Annotated in this window: 4 protein-coding genes; 3 read left to right on the forward strand and 1 reads right to left on the reverse strand. The window is 68.9% G+C overall.

What is annotated here, in order from left to right; translation table 11 throughout:
- The coding region (gene rsmG / locus ACFWEJ_RS26600) for a 16S rRNA (guanine(527)-N(7))-methyltransferase RsmG (protein WP_377232181.1) at positions 1-753 on the forward strand (753 nt) is incomplete at its 5' end.
- Positions 754-865: 112 nt separating this feature from the next.
- On the opposite strand, the gene ACFWEJ_RS26605 is transcribed toward rsmG, so the two are convergent.
- Positions 866-1,363 carry a hypothetical protein gene (locus tag ACFWEJ_RS26605; protein WP_377232182.1) on the reverse strand — a complete coding sequence of 166 codons (498 nt, stop codon included), beginning with the start codon at positions 1,361-1,363 and terminating at the stop codon, positions 866-868.
- 780 nt (positions 1,364-2,143) lie between these two features.
- Here ACFWEJ_RS26605 and ACFWEJ_RS26610 point away from each other — a divergent pair.
- Positions 2,144-4,366: an AAA family ATPase gene (locus ACFWEJ_RS26610; protein ID WP_377232183.1), complete on the forward strand. Its 2,223-nt coding sequence runs from the start codon at positions 2,144-2,146 to the stop codon at positions 4,364-4,366.
- Positions 4,367-4,460: 94 nt separating this feature from the next.
- Entirely contained in the window at positions 4,461-5,741 is a 1,281-nt protein-coding gene (locus ACFWEJ_RS26615; RefSeq protein ID WP_377232184.1) for a ParB/RepB/Spo0J family partition protein, read from the forward strand.
- The last annotated feature ends 60 nt before the right edge of the window (positions 5,742-5,801 follow it).

Consider the following 5,801-nt stretch of genomic DNA (forward strand, 5'->3'; position numbering starts at 1 on the left):
TCCCGAGGACGTGCACCGGCCCTCGGTGTGTTTGGCTTCTTTCGACAGCGAGTGGAGGGACGGGACGTGGAAGGTTCGGACGTGGCAGGGGATGCCGGCTCGACCGACGTCGAGATGTTCGACGGCGAGACGCTGGGTGCCAGTGATGCGGTCAAGGCGTACCTGGGCGACGCCTACGACGGTGTGGTGCGCTTCGCGCAGCTGCTCCGTGATCAGGGGGAGCTGCGCGGGCTGATCGGTCCCCGCGAGGTACCGCGCATCTGGGAGCGGCACATCCTCAACTCCGCGGCGGTCGTCCCGTACCTTCCCACGGTCGGATCGGTTGCCGACATCGGATCGGGAGCCGGGTTGCCGGGCATCGTGATCGCAGTGATGCGGCCCGAGCTGCAGGTGATCCTGGTCGAGCCGATGGAGCGACGAACGACGTGGCTGGCCGAGGTCGTGTCCGAGCTCGGCCTGGCGAACGTCGAGATCAAGCGCGGGCGAGCCGAGGAGTATCACGGCGCCTTCGAGGCGGACGCCGTCACCTCCCGGGCGGTCGCCGCGCTGTCGAAGCTGGTCCGGATGAGCATGCCCCTCGTCCGGGTGGGTGGCGAGCTGGTGATCCTCAAGGGGCGCAACGTGACACAGGAGGTCGAGCCCGCACGCAAGGTGCTGCGTAAGTACGCCACGGAGGATCCGGAAATTCTCGAGGGAGCCACTGTGGAGGGCGTCGAGACCACGACGATCGTTCGGGTGCACCGCGGGAAGTAGGTCTCGCGGCAGTCATGTTTCACGTGGAACGGGAGCGGTCGCCTTGGGCGATCGCTCCCGGTCCTGGTTCTCGGATGGCCTCGTGCTGAGCGGACGGGCCGGCTCGGCGGCCTCAGCAGCCGCCACAGTTGTAGTAGAGGATGTCCCAGTGGTTGCCCTCGTCGGTGTAGAGGTTCCCGGCGCCGGAGCGGTACTGGTAGCCCCAGCCGGAGATGTATCCGACGTACGTGAAGTTGTTGCTGATGTAGCTGTCGATGCAGGTGCTCTGCCGGGTGTCGAGCTTGTAGCCGTTCCAGTGGCTGTAGGTGCCGCTGGAGTGTCCGGTCTCGGTGCCGCCGGTGACCGTGATGGCACATCCGCTGGCCGAGCGGAGCGTCTTGATTCCGTCGATCGTGGTCTGCCGCACCTGGTCGAAGGACGTGCAGGTGGCGACGTTGCGATTGCTGCATCCGCCGCTCGACGTCCAGGAGATGCCGGCTGCGCTGAGCTGGGCGGTCGCCTGTGCGTGAGTGAGGAACGTCGCGGCGCTGGCGGGGGCCGCGAAGGCGAGCACGAGCGCTGCTGTGAACGCGGTGATCAGTGCGGTGGCTCGGGTGATGGGTCTGGACAAGACGCCTCCCTGCGTGGAGTCAGACGTACCTGGGCGATTCGAGGATAGGTGGAGACGCGACGGGTCTGGGCATACCAGTTCTGACATAGCGGCGACGGGCTGGTGGGGGTGTGCGGACCAGGGGTGACGGCGTCCTTGGAGCTGGAGCTCGGAATGGAACTGGCGCTGGCCGGAGCTCGGTTCCGTTCGGCTAGATCGGGTGGCGCCCGGGTTCTGGCGCCCGTGGGGGAACGGCGGGCCGAGGTCAGAGGCTGGGGATGCAGGGGCTGCCCACCGGTGAGTCCTCGGACCCGGCGCCCGGCACCCGGCACCCGGGCCGGGTCCGTTTCACGTGAAACAGGCGCGATCGTGAAACGGAGCGAAACGGATGGTGCGTTCGCCCGGGACCCTCGTGAGAAGTCAGAGGCGTTTCACGTGAAACCGAACAGTGGCGATCTGGGAAACCACGGGCGGGGACCGCGGCGCGAAGGGGCGACGGCGGTCGACCTCGGCTCTCGGTTCGTCGTGCACCCACCCGATGCCACGCACCCGGCGCGACTCGGTCGGTCGAGCAGGATCTGATCGCCTCCGCGACGGCGTTTCGGCACGCCCGAACAGGCACCCGACCGTAGCGTTACACGGGTGTGCTTCTTCAGACGAAAGTCCAAGCGAGCGGCGGCGGCTGCGGCTCTGGCGGCGTCCGCCGCGAAGGCAGATACGTCCGACTCGTCCGCTTCGGAACCGATAGCGGAGGTTCACGACGCCGCGCCGGTGGACTCCGCGTCGCGAGAGGCGCCATCTGTGGTGCCCTCCACGGAGGGGCCGACCGATGGGCAGCCGGAGGAGGTCGAGCCGGCGGAGGCGCCGGCACCCAGCACACTGTCGGCGGAACCCCCGGCCGAGGGCGCGACGGCAGTCGGAGTGGTCGCTGCAGTAGAACGGCCGGACCAGGTCGCGGACGGGTCCCCGGAGGGATCGTCTGCTGTCGCCGTCCTGAACGACGCCCCTGACGACGCCTCTGGCGACACCCCGTCCGGTGCCGGCCCGGACGGCGCCGGAGATGACGCCCAGTTCCGCGCCACCCGGGACGGCGCCGCAAGCGCCGTCCCGCTCCGCGCCGGGGGTGGTGATGCCCTGGGCGATGCCAGGAGCAGCACCCAGCCCACCAGCATCGAGGTACAGGCTGAGGCAACGGCACAGGCACACGCCGCGGCGGCCGTCTCGGCCAGCGCGATGGTGAGCGACGGCGTTCCGTCCGACATCTCCAGCGCGTCGGCCGACGAGGAGAAGCACGGCGACGCCGCCGTCGAACCGACCCATGAGGGGATCGATGCGTCGGCGCCCGCCGCGCCTTCCCTGGAGAGTCCGGGGGAGGCGCAGGCGGAGGAACTGGTGGAGGGTCCGGCGGAGGACGCGCGCGTGCCGTCGTCCGAGGACATGGCCCCGCCGCCGGCCGAGATCGTGACCGGTCGTCCACGTGACGAGGTGTGGGGCCAGGACAAGCCGGACCCCGAGGGGAAGAACGTGGCTGAGCTCAGCCAGCTGATCGAGTCCGTAACGAGGTCGGCCACGGCCGGTGACGACGAGGCCACGCAGGTGGCAGAGGTTCTGGAGATTGACGAGATGACGGAAGTGCTGGAGCCGGTGCCGGATCGGGTCGAGGTGCTGCCCCCGTCAGGATCGATGGCTGACGATCCGGATCTGATGGAGGAGCTGCCCTCCCGACGTCCGATCCCCGCAGATGCGATCAAGCGGGCAAGTGAGGCACTCGACGCGGCGGTGAACGCCGCCCCCGCCGTGATCGGCTCGGCGACCATGACGTTCGAGGACGAAATGGTCGACTTCGTCGACGCCGAATTCACACATTTCGACGGAGAAACCGTCCCGGAGGCCAAGCCAGAAGCGGGGGCCAGCGATTACAGTGTCCGCGTGACGGATCCGATTCCTGTGCAGAGCCTCTCCGCTCCCGGTGTTTCACGTGAAACGACCGGGTCCGTGCAGACGCCCAATGGCACTCAGCAGCCCACGGGCGGCCCGCACGGTGGCGATGACGAGCGGCGATCGGCCCTCATCGCGACCGTCCCGGCCGTTGACGAGACGACTCCTGTCGCCGCCGAGCTCGCAATGGACGCTCGCCGACGCATCGAACTCCAGGGGCGGAAGTTCCCACGCCCGCCGAAGACCCGCATCATCACGGTCGCCAACCAGAAGGGTGGCGTCGGCAAGACGACCACCACGGTCAACATCGCGGCCGGGCTCGCGCAGTCCGGCCTGAACGTCCTCGTGATCGACAACGACCCCCAGGGCAATGCCTCGACGGCGCTCGGGATCGAGCACCGGGCTGGAACGCCCTCTGTCTACGAGATCCTCGTCGAGGGCGAGCCCCTGGCGAACACGATCCAGCAGTGCCCGGACATCCCCAACCTCTGGGGTGTCCCCGCGACGATCGATCTGTCGGGTTCCGAGATCGAGCTGATCTCCCTTGTTTCACGTGAAACACGACTCCGCAAGGCGCTCGACAAGTACCTGGCCGACCGGGTTGCTGCGGGGGAGGAGCGCATCGACTACGTGCTCATCGACTGCCCGCCCAGCCTCGGCCTCCTGACCGTGAACGCATTCGTCGCAGGCCGCGAGGTCTTCATCCCCGTGCAGTGCGAGTACTACGCGCTCGAGGGTCTGAGCCAGCTGCTCAAGACGATCGACCTGATCCGCTCCCACCTCAACCCGGAGCTCCGGGTCTCGTCCATCCTGTTGACGATGTACGACGGCCGGACCAACCTGGCGCAGCAGGTGGCAGGGGAGGTGCGGTCGCACTTTCCCGCGGAAACGTTCAAGACCACGATCCCGCGTTCGGTCCGGATCTCCGAGGCGCCGAGCTACGGCCAGACGGTGATGACCTACGACGCGACATCCACGGGGGCACTCGCGTATCTTCAGTCGTCCCGAGAGCTGGCCGAGCGTGGGCAGGGCGGATCGAGCCCGCGTCGCGCGATGAAGGCGGAGTCGGTCGGAGCGCAGGACTGATGGTCGGCAGTGATGAACGGGACGCGTTGCATCCCGTGATTGAGATGAAGCCCGTCCGCGCTCGGCGCTGGACCGGAACCTACGAGGAGACACGATGACTGCGAAGCGACGCGGGCTCGGGCGGGGCCTGGGCGCCCTGATCCCGACGGGTCCGGAGCTGGACGAGCGGGCTTCCGCAGCTGGAGAGTCGGACGGCGCGGACAGCGTGCTGGGCGGCTCGGTCGCTACCGTCGTCGAGGAGCGTCCCACTACTGCCGAGACTCCGACGGACGAGGTGCCCGCGGGCGCAGTCTCCGCCGACACGATCGCGGAGCGGACTCCCGAGCAGGTCACGGAGAAGAAGGCCGCCCCCAAGAACACCGGGCCGCGGCCCAGCACGGTGAAGTGGGACTCTGCGATCGCCAGCGGCCGGCTGTCCGTCGCCAACGAGGCGAGCGAAGGCACGGGGGCGTCGGCCCTGGACGATGCGTTCTTCAGCCGGGAAGAGAGCGCACCCGAAGCTGTTTCACGTGAAACACCGGACCTTGTCCCCGTGCCCGGCGCGCGGTTCGCGGAGCTGCCCGTCACAGCCATCCGGCCGAACACCTGGCAGCCGCGCACGGTCTTCGACGAGGGCGACCTCGACGAGCTGGTCGACTCGATCAAGGAGATCGGCGTCCTCCAGCCGATCGTCGTCCGTCCGGACAAGGACCACCCGGGCGAGTACGAGCTCATCATGGGCGAGCGGCGCTGGCGCGCGACGCAGGCCGCCGAGCTGGAGACCATCCCGGCGATCGTTCGCGAGACCGACGACGGCGACATGCTTCGGGACGCGCTGCTGGAGAACCTGCACCGCTCGAACCTGAACCCGCTCGAGGAGGCTGCCGCGTACCGTCAGCTGCTCGACGACTTCGACTGCACGCACGAGGAGCTGGCGAACCGGATCGCGCGCAGTCGTCCGCAGATCTCCAACACCCTCCGCCTGCTGCGGCTACCTCCGCTGGTGCAGCGCCGTGTCGCCGCCGGCGTGCTCTCGGCCGGCCACGCGCGCGCCCTGCTTGGTCTGAGCGACGGCGCGGAGATCGAGCGCCTCGCTCAGCGCATCGTGTCGGAAGGCCTCTCGGTCCGGGCGACCGAGGAGATCGTGATGCTCACGGAGTCCGACGGCAACGGCTCCAAGGCGCGCAAGGCGCCGCGGGCCGGTACGCGCAGCGAGGCGGTCGACGAGCTGGCGACCCGGCTCTCCGACCGCTTCGAGACGCGGGTCAAGGTGGCGCTCGGCAAGAACAAGGGCCGCATGACCGTCGAGTTCGCCTCGGTCGAAGACCTCAACCGCATCCTCAACGTCATGGCACCCGAGGAGCGCGGCCTGCTGCGGCCGCCGTCCGAGGACTGACGCGCACGTCCGCGGACAGGTACAGGGCTCAGGGCCGGCACCCACCAGGGATGCCGGCCC

The organism is Promicromonospora sp. NPDC060204, assembly GCF_042728455.1.
Taxonomy (GTDB): domain Bacteria; phylum Actinomycetota; class Actinomycetes; order Actinomycetales; family Cellulomonadaceae; genus Promicromonospora.

Coding starts and splice junctions, on each gene's coding strand:
- ACFWEJ_RS26615 (WP_377232184.1), top strand. CDS start 4,461: ATGACTGCGAAGCGACGCGGGCTCGGGCGGGGCCTGGGCGCCCTGATC.